Source organism: Mesorhizobium sp. WSM4312 (assembly GCF_002294875.1).
Classification (GTDB): domain Bacteria; phylum Pseudomonadota; class Alphaproteobacteria; order Rhizobiales; family Rhizobiaceae; genus Mesorhizobium.
This window is the reverse complement of record NZ_NSFU01000026.1, coordinates 47,002-73,690: the sequence shown is the minus strand read 5'-3', so window position 1 is coordinate 73,690 and position 26,689 is coordinate 47,002. Positions and strand designations below refer to the sequence as shown.

Sequence of the window (26,689 nt, the reverse complement as noted above, 5' to 3'; positions counted from 1 at the left end):
CGACCTGCACACCAAGCTGATCATCGAAAACGACATGGTGCCGGCGTTCCGCGCCGGCGATTTCTCCGGCGGCATCTCCAAGGCCGTCGACGACATGGTCATGGTGCTGGAAGGCAATCCGGAGGAGTTGGAAGCGCGCGGCAAGCGCAATCCCGCCGACAGCAGCACCCCCATCGACCCGATCGTCGCGGTGTTCCTGATCCTGTGGGCGACGATGTTCTTCGGCGGCCTGGCCATGGCGTTCCTGCCGCCGATGTTCGGCACCAAGCTGTCGCCCGGCGTGTATAGATGGCTGGGCATGACGTTTCGTTACGGCAAGGGGCCAAGCGGATCCTTGGGCGGGAGCGGCTGGACGACCGGTTCGTCGGGCAGCGGCTGGTCGTCGGGCAGTTCCAGCGGCTGGTCGTCGGGCAGTTCCAGCGGCTGGTCGTCCGGGTCGAGCGGCGGCGGGTTCTCGGGCGGCGGCGGCTCGTCCGGTGGTGGCGGTTCTTCAGGAAGCTGGTGAGACAATGGCAACACGACCGATCAGCCCGCAGGATCATGAGCGCATCGCCGATGCGATCCGCGCCGCGGAAACCAAAACCGACGGCGAGATCTACTGCGTCGTCGCCCACGCCAGCGAAGGCTATTTCGCTCCGGCCGCCATGATGGCGACGCTAGGCATGCTGGTGGTCAGCCTCGCCGTCGCCTATGGGCTGGAGGCATGGTGGCTCACCATCCGCCTGCCGCATTTCGTCATCGCGCAATTGCTGGCACTGGCCTGCGTGCTTGCCCTGTTGTGGGCTGTTCCCGGCCTGCGCATCCATATGGTGCCACGGCGGCTGCGCTATCAGGCCGCACACGCCAATGCGATCAAGCAGTTCCTCGCCCGCAACGTCCATCGCACCGCGGCGCGCACCGGCGTGCTGGTCTTCGTCTCGATCGCCGAGCGCTATGCCGAGGTGGTCGCCGATTCGGGCATCGACGCCAAGGTCGGCCAGCATGTCTGGGACGGCGTGGTGGGTGACCTGACGGCGCATGCCGGCGACGACCGGCTTGCCGATGGGTTCGTCAAGGCGATCGAGCAGGTGGGGGCGGTACTGGCCGAGCATTTCCCGGTCACATCCGGCGATACCAACGAGCTCGACGACCATCTGGTCGAAATCTGAGAGCCTGCCGATAGGCGCCACTTTACCGGTCCGGCCTGTTTCCGGACAGGCTTTTGCGCGATGTCAGCAATGTGAGGATCGGCTGTGAGAAAGCGGCCGGCGGGCCGCCCCGGACTCTTGCAATCGGCCGATGCGGGTTTATGGTTAACAAATCATGAATACGCTGACGATCGACATCCGGAAAGCCGACCAGCGCGATGCAGGCGCCATTGCCGAAGTGCATCTGGAAGCCTGGCGCGGCGCCTATTCCGGCATCATTCCACACCGCACGCTGACGTCGATGATCAACCGCCGCGGCGCCGACTGGTGGGCGAATGCGATTCGCCGCGCCGCCACCGTTCTGGTCGTCGAAATCGGCGGCACCGTCGCCGGCTATGCGACGATCGGCAAGAACCGCGCCCGGGAACTCAAGCAGCAGGGCGAGATCTACGAATTGTACCTGCGCCCGGAATATCAGGGCATCGGCCTCGGCCGGCGGCTGTTTTCGGCGGCCAGGGCGCGCCTTGCCGACCACGGGCTGAAGGGCATGGTGGTGTGGGCGCTGGAAGACAACCAGAACGCGCTGGCCTTCTATGCCGGCGCCGGCGGCCGCGATGTCGCCGAGGGTGTCGAGATCTTCGAGCAGAAAGCGCTGAAGAAGATCGCCTTCGTCTGGGAATGACCGCCGATCGATGATCGCGCAGAGCAAGGCCGGTACGCGGTGCGGTATCCCAGTGAGATCACGATGCTGAAACATCTTGTGCCGATGATTGAACGCGCGTGACGCCATCGCGTCCCGCCTGGCGTTCGCGAGCACCATTCGCCGCATTGCGCCATTGTGCGCCGCCCGCTATCTCCTCCCGACCGAGAGAGGGACAAATCCATGCGCATTGAAGCCATAGCCACCGGAAAGAATCCGCCCGAAGATGTCAACGTCATCATCGAAGTGCCGATCGGCGGCGAGCCGATCAAGTATGAGATGGACAAGGAGGCCGGCACGCTGTTCGTCGACCGCTTCCTGCACACCTCGATGCGCTATCCCGGCAATTACGGCTTTGTGCCGCACACGCTGTCGGGCGATGGCGATCCGATCGACGTGCTGGTCTGCAACACGCGCGCGCTGGTGCCGGGCTGCGTCATCAATGTGCGGCCGATCGGCGTCTTGATCATGGAAGACAATGCCGGCCAGGACGAGAAGGTCATCGCGGTGCCATCGCCCAAACTGACGCTGCGTTACGAGAACGTTACCGAGTATACGCAGCTGCCCGACATCACCCTGCAGCAGGTGCAGCACTTCTTCGAGCACTACAAGGATCTCGAGCCCGGCAAATGGGTCAAGATCGAAGGCTGGCACGATTCCAAATATGCCAAGAAGATGATCGTCGACGCGATCGAGCGGGCGAAGAAGAGCAAGTAGCTTGGAGCGGTCCACCGTTTCACAGAAACGGCAAACCGCTCTAACTTTTTGTTTGACGCGATTCCGAACGGAAAACCGCTTCGGTCAGTTATCCACCCGGCCGAAAGCCGGCACATTGCCGATGACGGTGTGCCGGTCCTTGCCGCAGGCGAAGGTTCGCGCCTTCGCGTCGGCGAGCTTGCGCGCCTGATCGTTGGCTTGCGGGTTGCCGGTGGCCAGCACGAGGCCGACCGTGCAGCTTTCTCGCGCGTCCATCTGGCCGACCTTGGCGACAAGCAGCACGTCCGTCGATTTGTCCTGAACCTCGGCATCGCTGATCGTGCGGCGGTGGATGACCGCGAAGGGCACGGCCTTGTCGCCATTGGTTTCGATGCGCCATTCAACCTTGGCCGCGGACGAATTGAAGCCTGAAAAACTTTCCCAGACGGACGTCATGTCGCCGCCGGGCGGAAAACCGTAGAACAGCGATTCACGGGCGTCGTCATAGGCGATGAGCACGGGATAGCCACGATAGCCCGAACAGGCGAGATCGGCCCAGTCGCCGTCGCCTTCCGCAGCCTGCGCATAGGTCACGCAATCCTTCTTCGAGTCGAGATCGGTATAGGCGCTGGATATGTCGCCGGCACGAGCCACCTGACACAGGCCGGCAAGCGCAAGCGGGATCAGAGTGGCACGCATGACGACAATCTCCAGTTAGGCCGGAGCAACGTATCGCCAAACGCTATTTCTTCAAGCTCGCTTCGATCAGCAGATCGGCGTTCGTCGCCACCGACTGGGCGGGGCCGCCGAGGCCGAACAGCTGGCCGCTGATATAGGCGCCTTCGATCAAAAGCAGCAGCCCGTCACCCAGAGTGTCGGCGTCTTGCGCCCCCATCGCGGCGGCCATGGCGCGCAGCCGGCGGCGCAGTTCCTGCTTGTTGGCTTCGCTCACCACGCGGGCCGGATGGCTGTGGTCGGGATACTCGACCGCCGCGTTGGTCATGCCGCAGCCGCGATAGTCGGCCACCTGCGTGCGCTTGCCAATGCGGGTCAGGAAAGCCTTGATCTGCGCGCGCGGGTCGTCCGGATGGGCTTTGACGGCCTCGTCGAAACGTTCCCAATATTCCAGATCGTATTGCCGAAGATAGGAAGCGGCCAATTCGTCCTTGGAAGGGAAGCTGCGATAGAGGCTGGGCTTGGTGACGCCGGCGCGTTTGACGATCTCGTCGACGCCGATTGCCCTGATGCCGCGCCGGTAGAAAAGGTCATACGCCACGTCGAGGATCTTCTTGGCCGCCTTCGGCGGCGCCGATGCATGATCGTCGCTGATGGACAGTTCAATATTTTTGTCGGTTGGCATCATGGGACTCGATTGACAATGTTACCGATCGGTACGTATACATGCTCCCATCTTGCAACGTACCGGTCAGTAACATGATAGCTCAATCTCGTCCGTTTGGCCAGCGCTACGCCTTCGTGGTGGTCGGCGTCATCTTCCTCTGCCTGCTGATCGCCGCCGGGCTGCGCTCGGCGCCCGCCGTCATGATGCTGCCGCTGGAAAACAGCTTCGGCTGGCGGCGCGATGTCATCTCGCTGGCGGCCGGCGTCGGCATCCTGCTCTATGGTCTGACGGGTCCGTTCGCCGCCGCGTTGATGGAGCGGATCGGGCTGCGCCGCACGCTGATCGCATCGCTGCTGGTGATGTCGGGTTCGACCGCTCTCAGCCTGCTGATGACCAAGCCCTGGCATCTCTTCATCACCTGGGGCGTCTTCTCGGGCATCGGCTCCGGCGCTGTTGCCAGTGTGCTCGGCGCCACCATCGTCAACCGCTGGTTCAAGACCAATCGCGGCCTGGTCATGGGATTGATGTCGGCCTCCAGCGCCACCGGCCTGCTGGTGTTCCTGCCGCTGCTCGCCTCGCTGGCGCAATCGGGCGGCTGGAAGCCGGTCGCCATCGCCGTCGCGGTCGCCACGGCCTGTCTGCTGCCGCTGGTCTGGCTGCTGGTGCCGGAGCGCCCGGCCTCGATCGGCATGGTGCGCTATGGCGCCGAGGCCGACGACGTTCCGCCGGTGCCACCGGCATCGCAGGGCAATTTCCTGGCGCATACGCTGAACACGCTGCGCCGCGCCGCCGGCACGCGGGTGTTCTGGTACCTGTTCGCCACCTTCTTCGTCTGCGGCTTCACCACCAACGGGCTGGTCGGCACGCACCTGATCGCCTTCTGCGGCGACATGGGCATCGGCGAGGTGCAGGCCGCCGGCCTGTTGTCGATGATGGGCATTTTCGACCTGATCGGCACGACGCTGTCGGGCTGGCTCACCGACCGTTTCGATCCGCGCAAGCTGCTCGGCGTCTACTATGCCATCCGCGGCCTGTCGCTGATCTACCTGCCCTATTCCGGCTTCTCGGCGACCAGCCTGATCATCTTCGCCGTCCTCTACGGCCTCGACTGGATCGCCACCGTGCCACCGACGCTACGGCTTGCCAACGAGGCGTTTGGCGACCGCAGCGGCCCGATCGTATTCGGCTGGATCGTCGCTGGCCATCAGGTCGGTGCGGCCACCGCGGCCGCCTTCGGCGGCACGATGCGCGAGCTGCAGGGCAATTACGAACTGGCTTTCCTCATCGCCGGCATGACGGCCATCGCGGCCGCCTGTATTTCGCTGCTGATCAACACCAGCCAGCCGGCTTTCGATCCGGAACCGCAAGCCGCGTAAGGCGAGAGGCGAGCTGACGGCCGTCAGACCGCCTTGTGCGTTCAGGGCGTGTCGATGGTTGCCGCTGTCCGAGACGGCAATTTATGTGCGGTCAGTCCGGGTAGCAGACCATCGGAATGTTCGGCCACACGGCGCTGTCGCAGTTGGCGGCGTCCTGGCGCTGCTTGAAGGCGGCGCTGACCGGTCCCGTCACCATCGGGTCAACGCCGTCGGGCGCATCGGCAAAAGCCTGTTCGGCGGTCCGGGCGTCTGACTGCGCAACGGCGCGCGCGCCTTTCTGGGTCGCGGCAGCCGACTGCGCGGCATTGGCCACCAACAGCAAGGCAAAGGCCACCGAAGCGATGAGCGGCCAAAATCGGTTGAGTTTATCGGTCATGTCGGTCGAACTGCTCGGGCCCTGAAAGGTTCCCGCCTTGGTTAACAAAATCATCTCACACGCAGATGCTTAAGATTTGATGAGTATTTGGTGTCGCGCTTCCCCTTTCGCAACTGCGAAAAACCCTGTATGAGCCGCGCAACCGAAAGAGGCAGCGCCTTTGGCCTGCTGCCTGCAACGCTTCCGAGACCCAGAACATGAAACTCCGTAATATCGCGATCATCGCGCACGTCGACCATGGAAAGACCACCCTTGTCGACCAGCTTTTGAAGCAGTCCGGCTCCTTCCGAGACAACCAGCGCGTCGCCGAGCGCGCCATGGATTCCAACGACCTGGAAAAGGAGCGCGGCATCACCATCCTGGCCAAGGCGACCTCGGTCGACTGGAAGGACACCCGCATCAACATCGTCGACACCCCCGGCCACGCCGATTTCGGCGGCGAGGTCGAGCGCATCCTGTCGATGGTGGATTCGGCGATCGTCTTGGTCGATGCCGCCGAGGGCCCGATGCCGCAAACCAAATTCGTCGTCGGCAAGGCGCTCAAGGTCGGGCTGAAGCCGATCGTCGTCATCAACAAGATCGACCGCCCGGACGCCCGCCATGTCGAGGTGGTCAACGAGGTTTTCGACCTGTTCGCCGCGCTCGACGCCACCGACGAGCAGCTCGACTTCCCGATCCTCTACGGTTCGGGCCGCGATGGCTGGGTTTCGGAAAATCCGGAAGGTCCCAAGGACCAGCAGCTTGCGCCGCTGTTCGATCTCGTCATCAAGCATGTGCCGGCTCCGACCGTCCATCCCGGCCCGTTCCGCATGATCGGCACCATCCTGGAAGCCAACCCTTTCCTCGGCCGCATCATCACCGGCCGTATCGAATCCGGCACGCTGAAGGCCAACCAGGCGGTCAAGGTGCTGCACCATGACGGCACGCAGATCGAAACCGGCCGCATCTCGAAGATCCTGGCTTTCCGCGGCCTCGAGCGCCAGCCGATCGAGGAAGCCCAGGCGGGTGATATCGTTGCCATTGCCGGCCTGTCCAAGGGTACGGTCGCCGACACGTTCTGCGACCTGTCGGTGACCGAGGCGCTGCATGCGCAGCCGATCGATCCGCCAACCGTGACCATGTCCTTCCTGGTCAATGACAGCCCTCTCGCCGGCACCGAAGGCGACAAGGTGACCAGCCGTGTCATCCGTGACCGCCTGCTGCGCGAAGCCGAAGGCAATGTCGCGCTGAAGATCGAGGAATCGCCCGACAAGGATTCGTTCTTCGTCTCAGGCCGTGGCGAATTGCAGCTTGCCGTGCTGATCGAGACGATGCGCCGCGAGGGCTTTGAAATCGCCGTGTCACGGCCGCGCGTCGTCATGCAGAAGGGCGAGAACGGCGAATTGCTGGAACCGGTCGAGGAAGTCGTCATCGACGTCGACGAGGAACATGCCGGCGTGGTCGTGCAGAAGATGTCGGAGCGCAAGGCCGAGATGGTCGAACTGCGCCCCTCCGGCGGCAACCGCCAGCGCATCGTCTTCCACGCGCCGACGCGCGGCCTGATCGGCTACCAGTCGGAACTTCTGACCGACACGCGCGGCACCGCCGTGATGAACCGGCTGTTCCATGCCTATGAGCCCTACAAGGGCGAACTGCCGGGGCGCACCAACGGCGTGCTGATCTCCAACGAGCAGGGCGAATCGGTCGCCTACGCCATGTGGAACCTGGAAGACCGCGGCCCGATGGTCATCGATCCGGGCGTCAAGGTCTATCAGGGCATGATCATCGGCATCCACTCCCGCGACAACGACCTCGAAGTGAACGTGCTGAAGGGCAAGAAGCTGACCAACATCCGCGCTGCCGGCAAGGACGAGGCGGTCAAGCTCACCCCGCCGATCCGCATGACGCTGGAACGCGCGCTGGCCTGGATCCAGGACGACGAGCTGGTCGAGGTGACGCCGAAGACCATTCGGCTGCGCAAGCTCTATCTCGACCCGAACGAGCGCAAGCGGTTCGAGAAGTCGTCCAAGGCGGTCGGCGCGGCATAAGTTTTTCTTCCGACGATTTTCCCAGAGGGGCGGAGCACAAGGTGCTCCGCCCCTCTCTCGTTTATCCGCCGGCAGAACAGATGATCGCTTTCTGATCCGGCTCGCCGGCCAGGTCGATGCGGACCGTCATTCCCTGGCGGGCCGGCTTGCGCAAGGCTTTGGCGCCGTCCGGATCGACGACCAGCAGGCGCCGCTCCTCCAACGCCTGGAGCCGCGAGCGCGAGATGCCGAGTTCATTGGCGAGCAGACGATCGAGCCGGAGCGATGTCGGCATTTCGAGGCCGAACTGGAGCTCCAGGGCCAACGCGGTTTCCCTTGCGCCGCCGAGCAACCGCTTATGCACCGCGACATCGGGAAACTCCTCGACGCGTCCCACCTGGTTGCGCAAGGCGACGACGTCGAAGGCATGGCGCCGCGCCAGTACCGGGTCGTTGCTTTCGAGCGCCTGCAGCAGGGCCGGTTCGATGTCGCGGCGGTTGCAGCGTTCGAAAATACCGAAATTCCAGGAATTGTCGCAGTCGACGCAGCGATAGATGAGCCACACGTCGATGCGCTTGCCATTGGCGTTGACGCGGAATTTTCCGCTGCAGCGATAAGCCTTCACGCCGCCGCAGCGATTGCAGTTGATCAGCGGTCGAGGTGCGATCTGGGCCGCGACCGCCCAGTGGATGCGTAGAGTGCCAGACATGCCGATAAGCCCTTCCCGTCGGGAAGTTCATCAGGTCGGCACGATCGAGATGCCCATGCGGGCGCGGCCTGGCGGTCGGCTGCAGAGATGGTCAAGTGTCGCTGGCGGAAAGCGCGCGACAGTGGTTCAGCAGTGCCAAACCGGTCTCGAACCGCCGCCCAGAGGAACACGTGAACATGAAACAGGCACCGCGGATGCGGCGCCATGCAAGTGTGTCGGGGGAGTTGACGAGACCGGCGGTTACTGAGGCAAAGTGAAGCTCGGAAATGTTTCGCGGCGGGTCTTCTAGCCGTAGCCAACAAGGACCGCAAGGGAGGCCAACGAATGATGGCTTCCGACTTTATTCGGGGACGATCAGACGGCAGGTGGGGAACTACCGCCGGCTCCAGCCACTTGCGATCACCGTTCTGATGACGCTGGTGCCCAAAGGGGGTATGCTCTCGATGTCTTCAATGGTTCGCAAGACGGAATAGTGATCGACCTTTTCGGAGTAACGCCCTGGTTCAACTCCAAATCCATAGAATACAGTAAATATATGATTCTCTGTATGGTAGTCGTCTTCATCGAACGTCACTATAAAAAGGCTGTTGTTTTTCTTCGATCAAGCCGCGTAGCCCCCAAGGTAAGTTTTCAACCAGGCATCCGCCGCCTCTATTGTGCCATCATGCATGTCATTATCGAGATTGGGGATTACGAAGCTAACGGATGGTAGCTTCGCATAGTCGCGAGGGAACTGGGCCAAAGGCTTCTCAAATCCCTTTGAATCCGCAAACGATTCCCAGGGATTGTGTTTTCGCGGCGATCTGGCTTCGACGTAGCCCGCGAACGTCTTGCTGTGAGCCCGAAGACGAGCGGCCAGGTTCGGCGCTGCAAAGCTATGCATGCCATCGTCATGGACGCCTTGTGTCAGGCCGCTGAACAGCGCGAGGTAATTGGGTTGGCTGGGGTGAGCAACCCCATAGGATTGCTCGAACAGCGCGCCGCCCTTTGCCAGCCTGTTCAAATAGGGGGCGGCTCGCCTCGCCAGGGAAATCTGCTCAAAGCTGTGGTTCTCCATGATCACGACAACCACGTGATCATATTTCGGCGGCTTTGCCGACGATGCGACAGCCTGGAGCCCTCCGCTCAGCGCCATGATGGCTGCCAGGACAGCCAGCATGGAGAACCGTCGAACGACCGCGCGCCTTGGCACAACCACGAAAACGCCTCCTCCCGCCTGCTCGGCAAGATCAACCTGACTGCAAGTCGGGCATGGCAGTCAAGGGCATGGCCAAACGCGGAGCCAGTCCGGGATCCGCTGCCACCGGCGTTGCAAGCGGCGATGTCGATCGGATATCGTCCGCCCTTCAACCGTTTGGAGGGCCGTGCCATGCATCTCACCTCGCTGCTGATTTTCGCCGCCGCCTTGTTCGTTGCCGCCGGCTCACCCGGTCCGTCGATCGCGGCACTGGTCGCACGCGTCATCGCGAAGGGCTTTCGCGACGTGTTCCCCTTCCTGCTCGCCATGTGGATCGGCGAGGGCATCTGGCTGTCGCTGGCAGTGTTCGGACTTGCCGTGGTGGCGCAGACTTTTCACTTCGCCTTTGTCGTGGTGAAGTGGGTCGGTGTCGCCTATCTCGCTTACCTTGCCTGGAAGATGTGGACGGCGCCGGTCGATGCCGAAGAGGGCGAGATGCCGCGCGAGGATTCAGCCGTGAAGCTGTTCTTCGCCGGCATGGCGGTGACGCTCGGCAACCCCAAGATCATGATGTTCTACCTGGCGCTGCTGCCGACCATCATCGACCTCGCCTCGGTCAGCATCGTCGGCTGGGTCGAGCTGACGGCGACAATGGCGGTGGTTTTGATCGCCATCGATCTCGCCTGGGTGCTCGCCGCCGCGCAGGCGCGCAAGCTGCTGAAGAGCAAGCGCGCCATGAAGATCGCCAACCGCGTCAGCGCCACCACAATGGCCGGCGCCGCCGCGGCGATCGCGGCGCGGTCTTGAGCATGATCCTGAGGCGAGGCGTCAGGCCATCATATTGATGATCGGTGCGATCTCGACGTTGCAGTTCGGCATGGCCAGCATCGGGCAGCCCTTGGCCTTCTCGGCGGCATCGTCGATATCCTTGGCCTCGATGATCGAGTAGCCGCCGGTCGGGTTGCTGCCGCCGTTGTTTTCTATCTTGCCGCCTGGCAGGACGGTCTTCGACATGCCGACTGGATTGCCTTGGTCGACAACGGCCGAGCCAAGCTTTCCAAACCAGCCTGTCCAGGCGTCGGTCATGGCCTTTCGCTCGGTTTCGCTCGTCGGCATCTTGCCGGAGCCGTGATAGACATAGAGAAACTTCGCCATGTTCTCCTCCCGTGATGAGCGGCATTGAACCGGCATGCGGTCATGCCGCCCGCCGATCATCGGACCAAACCGGCAAACACGCAACGGAAATGAGAGATGACTAATATAAGGCGCGTTGGGCCTCCCGCGAGCCTCAACGCGCCATGGCATGATATTGGTCGTTCGGCCGCATGTCGATTGCCGCGGCCACCCGGTTCGACATGTTGAAGAAGGCCGCGGTCGAGGCGATGTCCCAGATGTCGCGGTCGCTGAAGCCGGCCTTGCGAAGTGCGGCCCGGTCGGCCTCGACGATCTTGGCCGGCTCCTCCGTCAGCTTGACGGCGAATTCGAGCATCGCGGCCTGCCTCGGCGAAAGATCGGCGGCGCGGAAATTCATCACCATCATCTCGCCGAGCGCCGGGTCACCCGACAGCTGGCGCACCGCGGCGCCATGCGCGGTCAGGCAGTAGTAGCAATGGTTGATGGAGGAGACTGCAACGGCGATCATCTCCCGCTCCAGCTTCGACAAGCCGGACTCACCCAGCATCAGGTCGTTGTACATGTCGGTGAAGGCGCGCAGTTTCTTGTCGTCGAAGGCATAGGCCTTGAGCACGTTGGGAACCAGGCCGAGCTTTTCCTCGCATTTGACGAAATAGGCCTTTGTCGGCTCGCTCAGCTCTCCCGAGGCCAGATCAAGCGCTGAAATTTTGCCGGTCATGTGTCGTTTCTCCTCGTTGGATGATGGCTTGCCGCCGAATTCGGATAATTCTCGGCAAGCCGTCAAACCTTTGTCGCCAAACAGCGGTCATCTGCTACGATAGCCGTAAAAGCATTCGACGGGAGGGAATAGCGTCATGGCCAATCCAAAAACCGCAAATCCGCCAAAAAAGAGCGCGGCAAAGGGAGCGGCAAAGGCAGAAGACAGGTCCGGCAAGCTCGCCGACTATCTGCTGGCACGAGCTCCTGCAGAAGACATTGCCGCCTATGACGTCGCCGATCTCGTGCGCGCCGCCGATCTCGCCGGGCGCGCTGTCGCCAGACATAAAAAGGGCGATTGCGTCGTCGCCATAGATGTTGATTCCGAGGTCGTTCGCCAAGGCCGCCCGGTGACGGTGATCACCGTCGTCAACGACAATATGCCGTTCCTGTTCGATTCGGTCCTTGGCGAGATCACCGATAGCGCCGGTGAGCCTTTGCTGGTTACCCATCCGGTGATCGTCGTCAGGCACGGCAAGGGCGGCGTCGAGGAAATCCTCGGTGACGGCGGCCACGCCAAGGGCGACACCGGCCATGACCGGCTGAGCGTGATTCATGTCCATATCGGCCGCCTGCCGCCCGACCAGGCCGAAGCCTTGGCCGGTCGACTAAAGAAGCTGCTCGGCCAGGTGCGCGCCGCCGTGACCGACTGGAAGCCGATGCTGGCCCGCCTCGACCAGGCGATTTCCGAATTCCGCTACTCGCCGGTGCCACTCGACAAGATCAGCGTCACCGAGGCGATAGCCTTCCTCGAATGGTTGCGGGACGACAACTTCACTTTCCTCGGCATGCGCGAGTTCAAATACACCGGCAGCGAAAAGAGCGGCATGCTGGAGCGCGCCGACAAGCCCGGCCTCGGCATCCTGTCCGATCCCGACGTGCTGGTGCTGCGGCGCGGCACCGAAGCGGTGACCACCACGCCCGAGATTCGCGCCTTCCTGCATGGGCCGGAGCCGCTGATCGTCACCAAGGCCAATGCCAAGTCTTCCGTGCACCGCCGCATCTATCTCGATTACATCGGCGTCAAGACCTACACCGCCAAGGGTGTGCTGTTGGGCGAACTGCGCATCGTCGGCCTGTTCACCTCGACCGCCTACACGCGCTCGGTGATGAAGATACCGTATCTGCGGTCGAAGGCCGAAACCATCATTGCCAAATCCGGCTTCAATCCGGGTGATCATTCCGGCAAGGCGCTGATCAACGTGCTGGAGAGCTATCCGCGCGACGAACTGTTCCAGGTCCCGGTGCCGATCCTGCGCAAGCACGCCGAGGCTATTCTGGGCCTGGTGGAGCGTCCCCGCGTCAGGGCGCTGGTGCGTGCCGACCAATTCGACCGCTTTGTCTCGATCCTGGTCTTCGTGCCGCGCGACCGTTACGACAGCGTCGTACGCGAGAAGATCGGCGCCTATCTGAAAACGGCGTTCGAGGGGCGGTTGTCGGCCTACTACCCGGCCTTTCCGGAAGGCGGGCTGGCGCGGGTGCATTTCATCATCGGCCGCTCCGGCGGCAAGACGCCGAAAATCGAGCAGGCGACGATCGAGGAAGCGATCCGCGACATTGTCCGCACCTGGGACGACGCGCTTCGGGAAACAGCGGCCGAGACTGGAGCCGATCCCGCACGGACGGCGATCGCCGCACGGTTTTCCGAAAGCTATCGCGATAGTTTCTCGCCGGCCGTGGCGCTGGCCGATGCCGGGCGCATCGCCAGGATCAGCGCCGCCAATCCGATCGCCATCGACTATTACCGCCATGCCGAGCAGAAGCCGCACCAGGCGGCGCTGAAGATCTATCACCACGGCAGCCCGGTGGCGCTGTCGCGGCGCGTGCCGGTGCTGGAAAACATCGGCTTCCGCGTCATCAGCGAGCGCACTTTCGAGGTCGGCGACGACCAGTCCGGCATGATAAACGGTGATCAGCCCGGCATGGTCTTCATCCACGACATGGAACTGGAGAACAGCTACGGCAAGCCGATCGACCTTACCGATGGCGGCGCGCTGTTCGAGGATGCTTTCCTGTCGGTGTGGCGCGGCGACGTCGACAATGACGGCTATAATGGTCTGGCCCAGACCGCCGGCCTGTGGTCCGGCGAAATCACCATCCTGCGCGCCTATGGCCGCTATCTGCAGCAGGTCGGCATTCCGCAAAGCCAGGATTTCATTGCCGCGGCGCTCAACCGCTATCCCGATATCGCGCGCGGCCTGCACGCGCTGTTCATTGCCCGGCTCGGCCCGACGGCGGAGACAGAGGGCGTGGTGGCGGCAAAGCACCTCAAGGCCAAGATCAAGGATGCGCTGGAGGATGTGCCCAACATCGACGACGACACCATCATCCGGCGCTACCTCAATCTGATCGAGGCCTCGCTGCGCACCAATCATTTCGTTGCCGATACGAACGAGAAGGGCCAGTCGCTGGCGATCAAACTCGACTCGCAGGCGATCGAGGGACTGCCGGCGCCACGGCCATGGCGCGAGATCTTCGTCTACGGTTCCGAGGTCGAGGGCGTGCATCTGCGCTTCGGCCCGGTGGCGCGCGGCGGCCTGCGCTGGTCGGACCGCGCCCAGGACTACCGCACCGAGGTGCTCGGCCTGGTCAAGGCGCAGCAGGTCAAGAACGCCGTCATCGTGCCGGTCGGCGCCAAGGGCGGATTCTTCCCCAAGCGCCTGCCGACGGGCGGCAGCCGAGACGCGATCTTCGAGGTAGGCACCTCGGCCTACAAGAATTTCGTCTCCAGCCTTTTGTCGATCACCGACAATATCGGCCTGGACGGGGTCATCCCGCCGGCCGGCGTCATGAGGCGCGACCAGGACGATCCCTATTTCGTCGTCGCCGCCGACAAGGGCACGGCGACCTTTTCCGACACCGCCAACGCGATCTCCGAGAAGCATGGCTTCTGGCTCGACGATGCCTTCGCCAGCGGCGGCTCTGCCGGCTATGACCACAAGAAGATGGGCATCACCGCCAAGGGCGCCTGGGAAGCGGTCAAGCGGCATTTCCGCGAGATCAACCGCGACATCCAGACCTCGCCTTTCACTGTCGTCGGCGTCGGCGACATGTCGGGCGACGTGTTCGGCAACGGCATGCTGTTGTCGCCGCAGACAAGGCTGATCGCCGCCTTCGACCATCGCGACATCTTCATCGATCCCGATCCCGACAGGGCGGCCTCGATGGCCGAGCGCGAGCGCATGTTCGCGCTGCCGCGTTCGAGCTGGCAGGACTATGACAAGACGAAGCTGTCGGAGGGCGGCGTCATCGTCTCGCGCAGCCAGAAGTCGATCACCTTGCCGGCGGTGGCCGCGGCGGCGATCGGCCTGACAAAGACGACCGCCACGCCGGCCGAGATCATGACCGCCATCCTCAAGGCGCCGGTCGACCTCCTGTGGTTCGGCGGCATCGGCACCTATCTCAGGGCCTCCACCGAAACCAATGCCGAGGTCGGCGACCGCGCCAATGACGCCATTCGCGTCACCGCGCTCGACGTGCGCGCCAAGGTGATCGGCGAGGGCGCCAATCTCGGCGTCACGCAGCGCGCCCGCATCGAGTTCGGCATGAATGGCGGCCGCTGCAATTCCGACGCCATCGACAATTCGGGCGGCGTCAACTGCTCCGACGTCGAGGTCAACATCAAGATCGCGCTGGCGTCGGCCATGCGCAAGGGATCGCTGACGCGACCGGCGCGCAACAAGCTGCTGGCCGAGATGACCGGCGAGGTCGGCGGCCTTGTACTCTCCAACAACTACCAGCAGACGCTGGCGCTTTCGATCGCCCGCAAGCGCGGCCTTGCCGACATTGCGCACCAGGCCCGCTTCATGTCGGCGCTCGAAGCGCGCGGGCTGTTAGACCGCGCCGTGGAGACGCTACCGTCGCCGGCTGCCCTTGCCGAGCGCGAGGCGCGCGGCGAGCCGCTGACCAGGGCCGAGCTCGGCGTGCTGCTCGCCTATGCCAAGATCGTGCTGTTTTCCGACATCGTCGCCAGCGACGTGCCTGACGATGCGCATTTCGACCGTGACCTGATGGGCTATTTCCCGGACCGGATGGCGAAGAAATACGCCGCCGAAATCCACGGTCACCGGCTGCGCCGCGAGATCATCGCCCGCGTCGTCGCCAACGATTTGGTCAATCGCGGCGGCCCGTCCTTCGTCAACCGGCTGCAGGAAGCCACCGGGCGCACCGCCGCCGACGTGGTGCGCACCTTTGCCGTGGTGCGAGACGGCTTTGCGCTGCCGGCGCTCTATAGCGAGATCGATGCGCTCGATAACCAGATCGACGGCCAGGTGCAGCTCGATCTCTACCAGATGGTCAGCAGGCTGATCTATGTGACCAGCGGCTGGTATCTGAAGAACGATGCCGGCACGGCGCCGCTCGGCCAACGCATCGCCGAGCTGCAGGACGCGCGCAAGGCGCTGGAGCCGAAGCTCGTTTCGCTGCTGCCGGCGTTTTCGCGCGAGCGGATCGAGGAGAAGCGGCACGGGCTGTTCAAGGCCGGCGCGCCGGAAAGGCTGGCCGAGCAGCTGGCGCTGAGCGAGGTGGCGGAACTCGTCCCCGACATCGCGCTGACGGCGCGCACGGCCGGCGCCGACATTGTCGCCGCCGCCAAGGCTTTCTTTGCGGTCAGCGATGCCTTCCGCATCCCGCGTGTCGAGGACGCGGCGCGCTCGATCACGCCGTCGGACTACTACGACCAGTTGGCGCTGTCGCGCGCCACCGACACGATCGGCGCGGCGCGGCGCGGCATCGCGGTCGCGGCGCTCACCGGCCATGCCAAGGCAGCGGATCCGGTGGCGGCCTGGCTGGAAGCCGGCGGCGAGCGCGTGGCGCGCATCCGCGAGCGGCTGCAGGCGCTGACCGAAGGCGGCGACATCACCGTGTCGCGGCTGTCGGTGGCGTCTGGGCTGATGAGCGATCTGACCGGGATGTGAGGCTTCGGAGGCCTACCCTCCTCCTTGTGGGGAGGGTCGCTGCGAAGCAGCGGGGTGGGGGCGGCGCCGACCCCACGCGGACCTTCGGTCCGACCTCCCCACAAGGGGGAGGTAGGGGTGGGCGCTCGCGAGGCTTGTCATTTGCATGGGCATCAGAAACATGCAGACATGGCGCCCGACGCGGGTGGGGCCGAGGGAATCATCATGGCGGTAGAGACAGTGCAGCGGGCGTCCGGGCGCGGCATCTGGGGATGGATGTTCTTCGACTGGGCGGCGCAGCCGTTCTTCACGGTCGTCACCACTTTCATCTTCGGTCCGTATTTCGTCTCGCGCATGGCCGGCGATCCCAACACCGGCCAAGCGGTCTGGGGCTACGGCATCGCCGCGGCAGGGCTGGTCATCGCCGTGCTGTCACCGATCCTCGGTTCGATCGCCGACCAGACCGGGCCGCGCAAGCCGTGGATCGCTTTCTTCGCCGCGATCAAGATCACCAGTCTCGCTTTGCTCTGGTTTGCCGCACCCGGCTCGAACCTGTTCCTGGTCGTGGCTTTGTTCTCGCTGGCGTCGGTAGCAGCGGAATTTTCTACCGTGTTCAACGATTCGATGATGCCGCGGCTGGTGCCGAAGAGCGAGATCGGCCGCATCTCCAACACGGCCTGGGGTCTCGGCTATCTCGGCGGTATGATCGCGCTGATCTTTGTCGTCACCTGCCTCGCCGGCTCGCCGGAGACCGGCAAGACGATCATCGGCATCGACCCGCTGTTCGGGCTCGATCCGAAGCTCGGCGAGGATGCGCGCGCCACCGGACCGCTGTCGGCCGGTTGGTATTTCCTGTTCATCCTGCCGATGTTCTTCTTTACGCCCGACGCCATCAAGGGCATCCCGATCGGGCCGGCGGTGCGGGAAGGCCTGTCGGAGCTGAAATCGACGCTGGCCGAGGTGCGCAGGCGCGGCGGCATCTTCCGCTTCCTCGTCGCCCGCATGATCTACCAGGACGGCGTCAACGCGCTGCTGGCGCTTGGCGGCACCTTCGCGGCGGGCATGTTCCAGTGGTCGATCACCGAGATCGGCATGTTCGGCATCATCCTCAATGTCGTCGCCATTTTCGGCTGCTGGATCGCGGCACGCCTCGACACCGCGCTCGGCTCCAAGGCCGTGGTGATGATCGCGCTGGTCATGCTGTCGATAGCAACCATAGGCGTCATCTCGACGGGGCCGGGCTTCACGCTGCTGGGCCTGATCCAGCTCCCGACCACCGATTCAGGCGGGCTGTTCGGCACGGCGGCCGAAAAGGCCTATATCCTCTACGGGCTGTTGATCGGCCTGGCTTTCGGCCCTGTGCAGGCGTCTTCGCGCTCCTACATGGCGCGCAGCGTGACAGCGGCGGAATCCGGCCGCTATTTCGGCATCTACGCGCTGGCCGGTCGGGCGACCAGTTTCCTGGCGCCGTTCCTGGTGGCGACCATCACCGCGCTCTCCGACTCGGCGCGGCTCGGCATGGCCGTGATCATCCTGTTCCTCGGCATCGGCATGGCAATACTGGTTCGCACGCCGTATCCGGCGGATCGGCCGTCGGAGTAGCGCCTTACCCTCCCCCTTGTGGGGAGGGTCGATCCGCGAAGCGGAGCGGGGTGGGGGTCAGCGCCATTACCCCGGCGCGCTCGCAAGCGAGCGCACCGACCCTCCCCATCGAGGGGAGGGTAAAAGTGCTCAGTGCCGGAAATGCCTGACCCCGGTAAACACCATCGCAATGCCATGTTCATCGGCGGCCGCAATGACGTCCTTGTCGTTCATCGAGCCGCCGGGCTGGATGACGGCGGTGGCGCCGGCGGCGACTGCGGCAAGCAGACCGTCGGCGAAGGGGAAGAAGGCATCGGAGGCCACCACCGAGCCCTTGGTTAGCGGCTCGGCCATGCCTGCAGCCTCGGCCGCGTCAAGCGCCTTGCGGGCGGCGATGCGGGAGGAATCGACGCGGCTCATCTGACCGGCGCCGATGCCGACTGTAGCGCCGTCTTTTGCATAGACGATGGCGTTGGACTTGACGTGCTTGGCGACGCGGAAGGCGAATTTGAGATCGGCCATCTCCGCCGGCGTCGGCGCGCGCCTGGTCACCACTTTCAGTTCGAGATCGTCGACCACGGCATTGTCCCGGCCCTGGACGAGCAGGCCGCCGGCAACGGATTTGACGGTCGTGCCGGGCGAGCGCGGGTCGGGCAGGCCACCGGTGACCAGCAGGCGCAGGTTTTTCTTCGCGGCAACGATCGCCGCGGCCTCGTCCGTGGCATCGGGCGCGATGATCACCTCGGTGAAGGTCTTCACGATGTCCTCCGCCGCTTCGGCGTCGAGCGTACGATTCAATGCGACGATGCCGCCGAAGGCCGAGACCGGATCGCAGGCGAGCGCCTTGGCATAGGCTGATTTCAGCGACGCGCCCTCGGCGACGCCGCACGGGTTGGCGTGCTTGATGATGGCGACGGCGGCGGAGCGGTTGGGGTCGAACTCGCCGGCCAGTTCGAAGGCGGCGTCGGTGTCGTTGATGTTGTTGTAGGAGAGCTGCTTGCCCTGCAGCTGCCGCGCCGTGGCGACACCTGGACGCTTGTCGCCATTGACGTAGAAGCCGGCGCTCTGGTGCGGGTTTTCGCCGTAGCGCATCACTTCGGTCAGCCGGCCGCCAAAGGCGCGCCAGGTCGGATGCTCGATCTCCAGCGCCTCGGCGAACCAGCTGGAAATCGCCGCGTCATAGCTGGCTGTGCGGGCAAAGGCCTTGGCCGCCAGCTTCTTGCGGAAATCCAGCGACAGCGAGCCGATGTTCATCTCCAGCGCGTTCAGCACCGAGGCATAGTCGCCCGGATCGGTGACGATGGCGACATAGGCATGATTCTTGGCCGAGGCGCGGATCATCGCCGGGCCGCCAATGTCGATGTTCTCGACGATGGCCGCATAGTCGGCGCCGGAGCGGCGGACTTCCTCGAACGGATAGAGATTGGAGACGAGGAGGTCGATCGGCTCGATGCCGTATTTGCGCATCGCCGCCGCATGCTCGGGGTCGTCGCGCACGCCAAGCAGCGCGCCATGCACGGAAGGATGCAGCGTCTTGACGCGGCCATCCATGATCTCGGGGAAGCCGGTGAGCTCGGAGACGTCGCGCACCGCCAGCCCGGCCTCGGCGATCGCCTTGGCGGTGCCGCCGGTCGAGACCAGTTCGACACCGGCCGCGGCCAAGGCCGTGGCGAAGTCGATGAGGCCGGTCTTGTCGAACACCGAAAGCAAGGCACGGCGTACGGGAACGAGGTCCGGGGCGGGAATGTTCTTGGCGGCGACGGCCATGGGCTGGCGGCCTTTCACGGCTGGAGGGGCAAGCCCGCGCCGTAGCACATGACATCAGGAAATCAAGCGCCGTGCACCATTCGACGGTTTGATATGCAATTTGCCGGCCCCGGGTATAGGCTGATCTCCTCGCGATGGAGGAATATTGATGGCATTTGTCCGTATTGGCCAGTTCACGGCATTACCGGATACGACCGAGCGGTTGCGGGCGATCTACGAAACCGAGGCGATCCCAGCCATCCGCGCCGCCAACGGCAACATCAGCGCCGTGCTGCTGCAGCAGCATCAGGCGCGCGACACTTTCATGGCAATCACCGTATGGAGCACTGTCGAGGACGCGGAGCGCTATGACCGCAGCGGTCAGGCGGCGGCGATGGTCGACAAGATCCGTTTCGCCTTCGCCGGTCCGCCGACGCTCAGCACCTATGAGGCCTTCGGCATCCCGCAGCAGGCTTGAGCGAGCGGGCCGCCTTCGCGCGGCAAATCAGTTGTTTTCCGGATAGCCGACGATGCTGGTGCGCGTCAGTTGCCAGTGGACTTCGGACATGTCGGACGCCTTGAAGGCAAGCACGATCTGCCGGCTGCGGCGCGGGCCGCCAAGACCGGCGAAATAGATCGATTCCTCGACCTCAGGCACCACTTCGCCCGAGGTGAACACCCAGCTGTCGGCCTGCTCGGCGGTCAGCACCAGGCGGTCATGTTCGTCCTGCAGCAAGTTGATGTCGGGGTGGACATGGAAGCGCACGGTGATGAAGTCACGGCCATTGTTGCGGATCGCGGCATTGCCGGGGCGCTGGAACCGGTCCCTGCCGGCCAGCACATTGCCGTTCGACGACAGTTTCAGCTCGCGCTCGTGCAGGAAGCCGAAACGCGGGACGTAGCCGTCATGGCGGGCGATGAAGCCCTGGACGCCCTTCTGGTCGATGCGCTTGCACTGCACATGCTGCGGGCCGCCGATCAGCGGCGAACCCAGCAGGTCGTTGACGCGCAGCGAATGGCTGAAGCGCGCCGACGAGGTGTCGTTGATGGTGGCGGTCGAGTGCGCGGCGGTGGCGCGGGCCAGCGGCCGGAACTCGGCGGCGCCATAGGTGTCGATGCCGGCATTGACGATGTAATGCTGGCGGCCGGACGACAATTCGAAGGCAAGGCAGCCGGCGTGCGCTGCGTTGGAAACATCGACCGGCGGCGGTAGGCCGGTGTCGGCGATGACGGTGACGCCGCCCATCGACAGCCGCTCATAGCCCGAATGCGGCGCGTGCAGCAGCGGCGCGCCGGCGGTGTCGTCATGTCGCAATATGGTGGCGATGCGGTCATGGATGGTGGCGCCCATGCCGTTGAAGCGGGCGAGGCTGCCATCCTGGTGGCGGAAGAAGCGCAGCGCCGGCAGCATGCGGTCGATGGCGCCGATCAGTGCCTGCGGCGGGGTCTCCGCCTGGTTGGCGTAGGTCTGGCGCAGCGGCAAAAGGTCGGCGAGGATTTCCAGCACCGACATCGGATTGCGTGAGATATGGCCGCCATCGGCGAGGATCTGGCGGTTGAGTTCCTCGGCGAGGTTGCGGGTGGCGCCGCGCAGCGCAGAAGCCGGCGCCGGCAGGGAAAGCGCAGCGAAGGCAAGTGCTATGCGGGCGCGCAGCCGGTCCTTGCCGTCGGGCATTTCGCGCGCCATCGACCTGAGGTAGCGGATCTGGACGGCCAGCGATTTCAGGAAGGCGCGATAGAAGGGGAACTCTGCGCCCTGCAGCACGACGGAGGAATGCTGCAGCCAGGCGATGACGCGCTTCGCCGTCGTCCCGGGCTCCCAGGCGATACCGGCAATGTTGTTTCCGTGCATGGCGATCCAGTCGGACACCAGGGCACGCGCATTGGCGGCGGCAAGTTCGGTGCCGGCGGCGCGCATGTGGCGCAGCCAGCGAAAGCCATGCAGCGTCTTTTGCCAGCCATGATTGGGCACGTTGATCTGGAAGGGCGACTTGCCGCCGGTTTCGACCAGGTGCCCCGACAAGGGATAGCGGCCGTAATAGATCTCGAGCGCGATCTGCGGGTCGGCCAGCCGCAGGTCCGGCGGTGCGATCAGCACGCGTTCGGGCGTGCGGCCGGAATAGCGCCAGCGATAGACCGGCCCGGCGCGCAAACGCCGGCGCGTCTTGCGCCAGAACTCCTTCGCGACAAGCGTCCACAGACGCGTCGTGTTGCTGGCAGCCAGTGCCAAAAGCCCTCCTGGTCCGTCCTCTACCCCGGCGCAGAGTTTACATGAATGAACGAGTCGTGCGAAGGCGAATTCCTGGGTATAGGTCCGGGGGCCTATACTCTCGCTAAAAAAGTCAGCAAATCCTGTGAGTTAAGTCAAATAGCGCCGCACCCGCCGGCCCGGACGCGACGCGACTTGCTTTTTGTTCCATGCATGTCGTTATCCCAAAACCGCTACGCACTTTTGGGCGACATGCATTAGCCGGCGCGGCGCATGCGCGCGGCGAAGAAACCGTCCAGCCCCGAGCGCTCCGGGGCGCCGAGGTCGAGATCGGCGGGCGTGGTGCGCAGCGTGCCTTGCGCCGTCAGGAACGAATCGATGCCGGCGATCTCGCCTTGCCGCAGCGGATCATCGACGACCACTGGCGTTTCCTTCAGAAACGCCAGATGCAGGTCTTCGCCTTCGAGCGGGTCGAGCGAACAATTGGAAAAGACGATCCGGCCACCGGGCCTGACCAGCGTGACGGCGCGGGCGAGCAACCGCCTTTGCAGGTCGGCGAGCTTTTCGACATCGGCCGCCGTCTTGGTCCATGGCACGTCGGGATGCCGGCGCACCGTGCCGGTCGACGAGCACGGCGCGTCGAGCAGCACGGCGTCGAACAGCTCCGTGGGCTCATATTTGAGCAAGTCGGCCTGGACGATTTCGGCCGAGAGGCCGAGGCGGTCGAGATTCTGCGCCAGCCGCGCAAGCCGGTTTTTCGAGGTGTCGACGGCGGTGACCGTGGCGCCGGCCAGGATCAGCTGCGCGGTCTTGCCGCCGGGCGCGGCGCAGAGGTCGGCGACGCGCAATCCGCCGACATCGCCGAAAAGCCGCGCCGGCAGGCTGGCCGCGGCATCCTGGACCCACCAGGCACCTTCGGCGAAACCGGGCAGGTCGGTGACGGCACCGGCAAGATTTTGCACGCGCACCGTGCCGGTCGGCAGCACGATGCCGCCGAGTTTTTCGGCCCAGAGTTCGGGATCGGCCTTGACCGAGAAGTCGACCGGCGCCTCGTACCGGTGCGCGGCGAGAATGAGCTTCGCTTTATCGGCGCCATAGGCAGCCTTCAGCCGGTCGGAAAACCATTTTGGCGCTTCATCGGTCGCGGCAAGAGCGGCGGGCAGTTCGGTTTCCTTGGCACGCGCGAGCGTGCGCAGCACGCCGTTGACGAGGCCGGAAAAGCGTTGCGTGCGCGGATCGGACTTGGCGTGGGTGACCGCAAGGTCGACAGCGGCGCTGTCGGGAATGTCGAGGAACAGGATCTGCGCGGCCGCCACATGCAGCATATGCGACAAAGCGGTGGCGTTGGGCGGCAGCGGCTTTTCCAGGCGCCGCGCCAGCAGGCCCGTAATGGTCATGCGGAAGCGCAGCGCGGTGACCAGGATTGCCCGCACCAGGCCACGATCGCGCAAATCGAGCGCCTTGTATTGCGGATGGCCGTTTTCGTGGTCGGTCAGTCCGTCGAGCGGAGTCCTGGCATCGATGACAGCGGCAAGCAGCCGCGCCGCCGCCTTGCGGGCGGCGAGACCGGCGACGAATTCGCCGCCGTCTCTATGATCCTGATTGCCTGAGCCTGCGCGTCGAGATCCCGCCACGCTCACGACCATCGGCCTTTGGGTCCGGTCGGATTGCGCCCCCATGGGTTGGCCTTAGGCCTTTCCGGTTCCGCCGGCTGTTCCGCTTGAGGGGCCTGGCCCCACGGGCCGGACGGCTGTTGTTCCCCGGCCTGCCGAGGCGCTGGCGCCGGGCGCGGGGCGGCCTGGTTGCCGCCCGCCATCTGCCGTGCCATCTCCTGCAATGCGGTGATGCGGTTTTCAGTGCTCGGGTGGGTGGAGAACAGATTGTCCATGCGCTCGCCGTGCAGGGGATTGATGATGAAGAGATGGGCCATCGCCGGATTGCGCTCCGCATCGGGGTTGGGAATGCGTTCGGCGCCGCGGGCGATCTTGTCAAGCGCCGATGCCAGCCACAGCGGGTGTCCACAGATTTCGGCACCGCGCCGGTCGGCCTCGTATTCGCGGGTGCGGCTGACCGCCATCTGCACGATCATCGCGGCAAAGGGCGCCACGATCATCGCCGCCAGCACGCCGACAAAACCGAACGGGTTGTTGTGGTCGCGGTTGCCGCCGAGGAAGAAGGCGAAATTGCCGAGCATCGAGATGGCGCCGGCAAAGGTGGCGACGATGGTCATGGTCAGCGTGTCGCGGTGCTGGACGTGGGCGAGTTCGTGCGCCATCACGGCCGCGACCTCTTCATGGGTCAGCCGCTGCAGCAGGCCGGTGGAGGCGGCGACCGCCGCGTTCTGCGGGTTGCGGCCGGTGGCGAAGGCGTTGGGCTGCGGGTTGTCGATCAGATAGGTTCTGGGCATCGGCAGCCCTGCCTGCTTGGCCAGCCCCTGGACGATGGCGTAATATTCCGGCGCGTTCTTCTCATCGACCTCGACGGCGCGGTTCATCGACAGCACCATCTTGTCGGCGTTCCAGTAGCTGAACAGATTGGTGCCGGCGGCGATCAGCAGGGCGATCATCATGCCGCCCGAACCGCCGATCAGGAAGCCGACGCCCATGAACAGCGCCGTCATCGCGGCCAGAAGCATGGCGGTGCGAAGGGTGTTCATCGTCTGCTCCTGTCCAGAAAGCGGTGAAAGGGGGTCGATCGTCGTGGGTTCATGGCTATATGATGGGAAACACCTGCCCCCATTTCAATCTGCCGGGACTATCGCATGACCGACCAGACCAGCAAAACGCCAGCCGGCCCGAACGACGATGCGCCGCCAAGAGACCTGTCGCCCGCCGCACAGCGGGCGCTGGCCGAGGCCGAGGCGCGGCGTACGGATTATCGCAGCAAGGAAGCCGCGCTGCCGAAGGAAGTCGGCGGCCGTGGTGGCAAGGAACCCGGCCGCTATGGCGACTGGGAAGTCAAAGGGCTGACCAGCGACTTTTAGGGATTGGTCTCAAGCGGCGTTGCGCTGCGCCTCAAGCGCCAGCCAACCGCGCTCGTCGATGGTGATGCCGACATTGTCATAGCCCAGGATCGCGGCATGCAGCGTTGGCAGTGGGTGCGAATGCGTTGCGCTGATCACCATGACCGCGGCTTGCGCGGCCTCGGCCGCGGCGATGCCGGCCGGAGCATCCTCGAACACCAGGCAGTCGCGCGCATCGAAGCCGAGCCGTTGCGCGCCAAGCCGGAAACAGTCGGGGGCCGGCTTGCCACGCGAGACGTCTTCAGCCGCAACGATGACCGCGGGGACAGGAATGCCGGCAGCCTCCATGCGCGCAAGCGCCAGGGAGCGTGGCGCCGAGGTGACGATCGCCCAGCTTTCGCCCGGCAGCGCCTTGAGAAACGCCACGGCGCCGGCGATCGGGACAATGCCGTCGAGATCGGCGGCCTCGGCCTTCAGCAGCAGGTCGGCCTCATGCGCCGGGTCGACGCCTGGAAGGGCAAGGTTGGTGATGGTCTCGATCGCCCGCACGCCGTGGATCGTCGGCAGGAAGGCGGCGACGTCGAGGCCATGGCGGCGCGCCCAATCGCTCCACACCCGCTCCGCCGAGGCGATGGAATTGATGAGCGTGCCATCCATGTCGAAAAGGAAGGCCGCGAATTTTCTGCCAGCAAACATGATTTTCCTTGAAGTCGGGGGAGCGTGTCGAGGGAGGGCTGCCCAACCGTAACGTCAAGGCGCGGGCATGGAAAGGCACGAGGGCCTATTTTGCGGCGGTCCAGGGAACCACAGCCATCTCGCGACGTTGGAACGGCATTGCTTTCCATGACGATCGAAGGGGACCTGTGATGCTGATCCGGCTCGGCTACGAAATCGCCATTGAGTGCGCAGAGGCCACACCGGTGATTTCGCTGCTCGAGATCCACAAGGACAGGCAAGCCGACATCAAGCGGCAGACGCGGGTGCTGACCTCCCCTTCGGTGCCGACCAAGCTCTACCATGACCTGCATGGCAATGGCTGCCGCCGCTTCACCGCACCAGCCGGCGCCTTTCGCATCCTCTATGACGCAGTGATCGAAGACAGTGGCGAGACGGACGAGGTCAACACGCTGGCCCGGGAAGTGCCGGTGGCCGAATTACCCGACGATGTGCTCGTCTATCTCCTGGGCAGCCGCTATTGCGAGACCGATCACCTCAGTAGTCTCGCCTGGCAGCTGTTTGGCCATCTTCCCTCCGGCTGGGCACGGGTGCAGGCGATCGTCGACTATGTCCACAACCGGCTGTCGTTCGGCTATGGCTATGCGCGTTCGACCCGCACGGCGGCGCAGGCGCATGAGGAGCGGGTCGGCGTCTGCCGCGACTTCGCCCATCTGGCGATCACGCTCTGCCGCTGCATGAACATTCCGGCGCGCTATGTGAACGGCTATCTCGGCGATATCGGCGTGCCGATCGATCCGGCGCCGATGGATTTCTCGGCGTGGATGGAAGTGTTCGTCGACGGCAAATGGTACACGTTCGATCCACGCCACAACCGGCCTAGGACCGGTCGTGTCGTCATCGCGCGCGGCCGCGACGCCACCGACGTGCCTTTGCTGCACAGTTTTGGTCCACACCGGCTCAGCCTGTTCAAGGTGTGGACCTATGAGCAGGAAGGCAATCTGTTCAATCCGCCCCATCACGGTATCGACAGGACGGCCAGCGCACAGATGCTGGCCTAAGGTATGTTGATATTCAGGTGATGCCGGCTCGCAAATGGCCTGACCTGAATCTCAACACATTTTGATTCCGTTCGCGCCCCAACTTACTCGGCTATCTCGGTACAGTTGGCCCGTTGCGGCACAGAAGGCATGTGCCGCATCAGGACGGTGCGAAGCAGTCC

22 protein-coding genes and 2 pseudogenes are annotated in these 26,689 nt (G+C 64.4%); 12 read left to right on the top strand and 12 right to left on the bottom strand.

The genetic code is table 11. From position 1 onward, the window contains the following. The 4 genes and pseudogenes from CK228_RS31015 to ppa form a co-directional block, all read left to right on the top strand. Positions 1-505 (top strand): annotated as a pseudogene (locus CK228_RS31015) (hypothetical protein); the annotation flags it as partial. Positions 506-509: 4 nt separating this feature from the next. Then, positions 510-1,148, top strand: coding sequence for a TPM domain-containing protein (locus CK228_RS31010; protein ID WP_095790288.1), 639 nt, complete (start codon positions 510-512; stop codon positions 1,146-1,148). A gap of 154 nt (positions 1,149-1,302) precedes the next feature. After that, on the top strand, positions 1,303-1,809 hold the full coding sequence (locus tag CK228_RS31005) for a GNAT family N-acetyltransferase (RefSeq protein WP_095790287.1): 507 nt from the start codon (positions 1,303-1,305) through the stop codon (positions 1,807-1,809). Positions 1,810-2,010: 201 nt separating this feature from the next. Continuing rightward, positions 2,011-2,544 carry an inorganic diphosphatase gene (gene ppa, locus CK228_RS31000; protein WP_038650389.1) on the top strand — a complete coding sequence of 178 codons (534 nt, stop codon included), beginning with the start codon at positions 2,011-2,013 and terminating at the stop codon, positions 2,542-2,544. Positions 2,545-2,628: 84 nt separating this feature from the next. On the opposite strand, the gene CK228_RS30995 is transcribed toward ppa, so the two are convergent. Both CK228_RS30995 and CK228_RS30990 read right to left on the bottom strand, forming a co-directional pair. Then, positions 2,629-3,222 (bottom strand): hypothetical protein, encoded by a 594-nt coding sequence (locus CK228_RS30995; RefSeq protein WP_095775862.1) that lies wholly within the window; start codon positions 3,220-3,222, stop codon positions 2,629-2,631. 43 nt (positions 3,223-3,265) lie between these two features. Continuing rightward, positions 3,266-3,883, bottom strand: a complete 618-nt coding sequence (locus CK228_RS30990) for a TetR/AcrR family transcriptional regulator (protein WP_095775861.1) — start codon at positions 3,881-3,883, stop codon at positions 3,266-3,268. 74 nt (positions 3,884-3,957) lie between these two features. Between CK228_RS30990 and CK228_RS30985 the strand changes: the two genes are divergently transcribed. Beyond that, positions 3,958-5,241 carry an MFS transporter gene (locus tag CK228_RS30985; protein ID WP_179296103.1) on the top strand — a complete coding sequence of 428 codons (1,284 nt, stop codon included), beginning with the start codon at positions 3,958-3,960 and terminating at the stop codon, positions 5,239-5,241. Positions 5,242-5,332: 91 nt separating this feature from the next. Here CK228_RS30985 and CK228_RS30980 read toward each other — a convergent pair whose 3' ends face one another. Next, on the bottom strand, positions 5,333-5,671 hold the full coding sequence (locus tag CK228_RS30980; RefSeq protein ID WP_095790286.1) for a hypothetical protein: 339 nt from the start codon (positions 5,669-5,671) through the stop codon (positions 5,333-5,335). A 143-nt stretch (positions 5,672-5,814) separates the two neighbouring features. Between CK228_RS30980 and typA the strand changes: the two genes are divergently transcribed. After that, the gene (gene typA / locus CK228_RS30975; protein WP_095775858.1) at positions 5,815-7,644 is read left to right on the top strand and encodes a translational GTPase TypA; all 1,830 of its coding nucleotides are present in this window, start codon (positions 5,815-5,817) and stop codon (positions 7,642-7,644) included. Positions 7,645-7,705: 61 nt separating this feature from the next. Here typA and CK228_RS30970 read toward each other — a convergent pair whose 3' ends face one another. Both CK228_RS30970 and CK228_RS30965 read right to left on the bottom strand, forming a co-directional pair. Then, the gene (locus CK228_RS30970; protein ID WP_095790285.1) at positions 7,706-8,332 is read right to left on the bottom strand and encodes a DUF1062 domain-containing protein; all 627 of its coding nucleotides are present in this window, start codon (positions 8,330-8,332) and stop codon (positions 7,706-7,708) included. Between the two features lie 373 nt (positions 8,333-8,705). Then, positions 8,706-9,389: pseudogene (locus CK228_RS30965) on the bottom strand (alkaline phosphatase family protein). 312 nt (positions 9,390-9,701) lie between these two features. Here CK228_RS30965 and CK228_RS30960 point away from each other — a divergent pair. Then, positions 9,702-10,316, top strand: a complete 615-nt coding sequence (locus CK228_RS30960; RefSeq protein ID WP_095775855.1) for a LysE family translocator — start codon at positions 9,702-9,704, stop codon at positions 10,314-10,316. A gap of 21 nt (positions 10,317-10,337) precedes the next feature. Here CK228_RS30960 and CK228_RS30955 read toward each other — a convergent pair whose 3' ends face one another. Both CK228_RS30955 and CK228_RS30950 read right to left on the bottom strand, forming a co-directional pair. Then, a complete protein-coding gene (locus CK228_RS30955; protein WP_095775871.1) occupies positions 10,338-10,664 on the bottom strand; it encodes a YciI family protein in 327 nt (108 codons plus the stop codon). Positions 10,665-10,797: 133 nt separating this feature from the next. Next, positions 10,798-11,361, bottom strand: coding sequence for a peroxidase-related enzyme (locus CK228_RS30950; protein ID WP_095790284.1), 564 nt, complete (start codon positions 11,359-11,361; stop codon positions 10,798-10,800). Positions 11,362-11,497: 136 nt separating this feature from the next. Between CK228_RS30950 and CK228_RS30945 the strand changes: the two genes are divergently transcribed. Together CK228_RS30945 and CK228_RS30940 are read left to right on the top strand one after the other, a co-directional pair. After that, positions 11,498-16,315, top strand: coding sequence for an NAD-glutamate dehydrogenase (locus tag CK228_RS30945; protein WP_095790283.1), 4,818 nt, complete (start codon positions 11,498-11,500; stop codon positions 16,313-16,315). Between the two features lie 204 nt (positions 16,316-16,519). Further along, a complete protein-coding gene (locus tag CK228_RS30940) occupies positions 16,520-17,896 on the top strand; it encodes an MFS transporter (RefSeq protein ID WP_095790293.1) in 1,377 nt (458 codons plus the stop codon). Positions 17,897-18,025: 129 nt separating this feature from the next. Here the strand turns inward: CK228_RS30940 and purH are convergent, their stop codons facing one another. Beyond that, a complete protein-coding gene (gene purH, locus CK228_RS30935; protein WP_095790282.1) occupies positions 18,026-19,642 on the bottom strand; it encodes a bifunctional phosphoribosylaminoimidazolecarboxamide formyltransferase/IMP cyclohydrolase in 1,617 nt (538 codons plus the stop codon). 148 nt (positions 19,643-19,790) lie between these two features. Here purH and CK228_RS30930 point away from each other — a divergent pair, with 148 nt between their 5' ends. Continuing rightward, on the top strand, positions 19,791-20,099 hold the full coding sequence (locus CK228_RS30930; RefSeq protein ID WP_095790281.1) for an antibiotic biosynthesis monooxygenase: 309 nt from the start codon (positions 19,791-19,793) through the stop codon (positions 20,097-20,099). 27 nt (positions 20,100-20,126) lie between these two features. Here CK228_RS30930 and CK228_RS30925 read toward each other — a convergent pair whose 3' ends face one another. The 3 genes from CK228_RS30925 to htpX all read right to left on the bottom strand — a co-directional run bounded on the left by CK228_RS30925 (position 20,127) and on the right by htpX (position 24,486). Beyond that, a complete protein-coding gene (locus CK228_RS30925) occupies positions 20,127-21,851 on the bottom strand; it encodes a heparinase II/III family protein (protein ID WP_095775850.1) in 1,725 nt (574 codons plus the stop codon). A gap of 236 nt (positions 21,852-22,087) precedes the next feature. Next, positions 22,088-23,476: an RsmB/NOP family class I SAM-dependent RNA methyltransferase gene (locus CK228_RS30920; protein ID WP_179296102.1), complete on the bottom strand. Its 1,389-nt coding sequence runs from the start codon at positions 23,474-23,476 to the stop codon at positions 22,088-22,090. Next, positions 23,467-24,486 carry a zinc metalloprotease HtpX gene (gene htpX / locus CK228_RS30915; protein ID WP_095790279.1) on the bottom strand — a complete coding sequence of 340 codons (1,020 nt, stop codon included), beginning with the start codon at positions 24,484-24,486 and terminating at the stop codon, positions 23,467-23,469. Before htpX ends, CK228_RS30920 begins: the two co-directional genes overlap by 10 nt. A 105-nt stretch (positions 24,487-24,591) precedes the next feature. Here htpX and CK228_RS30910 point away from each other — a divergent pair, with 105 nt between their 5' ends. Beyond that, positions 24,592-24,813: a DUF1674 domain-containing protein gene (locus CK228_RS30910; RefSeq protein ID WP_095775847.1), complete on the top strand. Its 222-nt coding sequence runs from the start codon at positions 24,592-24,594 to the stop codon at positions 24,811-24,813. Positions 24,814-24,822: 9 nt separating this feature from the next. Here CK228_RS30910 and CK228_RS30905 read toward each other — a convergent pair whose 3' ends face one another. Continuing rightward, the gene (locus tag CK228_RS30905; RefSeq protein ID WP_095790278.1) at positions 24,823-25,488 is read right to left on the bottom strand and encodes an HAD-IA family hydrolase; all 666 of its coding nucleotides are present in this window, start codon (positions 25,486-25,488) and stop codon (positions 24,823-24,825) included. Between the two features lie 170 nt (positions 25,489-25,658). On the opposite strand from CK228_RS30905, the gene CK228_RS30900 reads away from it, so the two are divergent. After that, entirely contained in the window at positions 25,659-26,528 is an 870-nt protein-coding gene (locus tag CK228_RS30900; protein ID WP_095790277.1) for a transglutaminase family protein, read from the top strand. Positions 26,529-26,689: the final 161 nt, after the last annotated feature.